1 pseudogene is annotated in these 862 nt (G+C 34.5%); it reads right to left on the bottom strand.

The window, feature by feature from the left end:
- Positions 1 to 54: 54 nt before the first annotated feature.
- Positions 55 to 862 (bottom strand): annotated as a pseudogene (locus CQA53_RS12870) (hypothetical protein); the annotation flags it as partial.

The following is an 862-nucleotide window of genomic DNA, read 5'->3' as shown; positions in this document are numbered from 1 at the left end:
GCTTTCTCATATATTGTTCAATGATTTTATTGTTCTTATTGTATTATGTATCTCTTATTCTTTAATATTATGCTTTTTGGCATAAGCTAGTATCTTTGCTCTTAGTTCTTCTGGGAAAGATTCTCTATACATTGCTGGGATTCTAGGGTCTAGCTTAATATCAAACTTCCCCTCTCTATAAAGTTCTTCTAAATACTCTGGGATATAGTAAGTGGGAGCATTAGGATAGCCTTGTGGGGGAGTGATAGAGCGAATTTTAGCATATAAATTTATCATATCATCTTCTAATTGGGCATCAAAATCTGGTAAATATGGAATATCTAATGCTAAAACCTCAGATCTTCGTTGCGAGAAGAAATTGGCTCTAGCTTTAAACTCCCTTCTTGTTTGTTCTGTGGCTCTAGGGTCTCTAGGATCTAAGAGTTTGCCTGCTCGGATTTCATCATTAAGTTCATCTATTATATTCCTATCTATCTCATATTCACTAAAATCCATCACCCAATCTACCCCTAATATCTCATCTATATAAGGATACATACCAAATTTATCGGGTTTGATTTTTTTAACTAGATTCATCACTTGTGCTTCTCTTAGTGGGCTTTTGTATTTACCATCTGTAAATGAACCATAACCATAATAAGCTCTTTCCCACATATCACCTAATTGAATAGATAAAACATTTTTTTGATAGGTTCTTGCTGTAAAACCAGCAGTTTGTCCTCCACTAAATCCCTTTATATCTCCTAGCATACCTGCTGCTATTTCCCATTCAGCCATTGCTAAATGTCCATCACTTAGATGAGCTAAACCTCTATTTGCTTCTACTATTTCATAGAGTTCTCTATACTTTTCATTGATGAGA

Source organism: Helicobacter didelphidarum, from assembly GCF_003364195.1.
GTDB lineage: Bacteria > Campylobacterota > Campylobacteria > Campylobacterales > Helicobacteraceae > Helicobacter_A > Helicobacter_A didelphidarum.
This window is presented reverse-complemented; position numbering and strand designations above follow the sequence as displayed.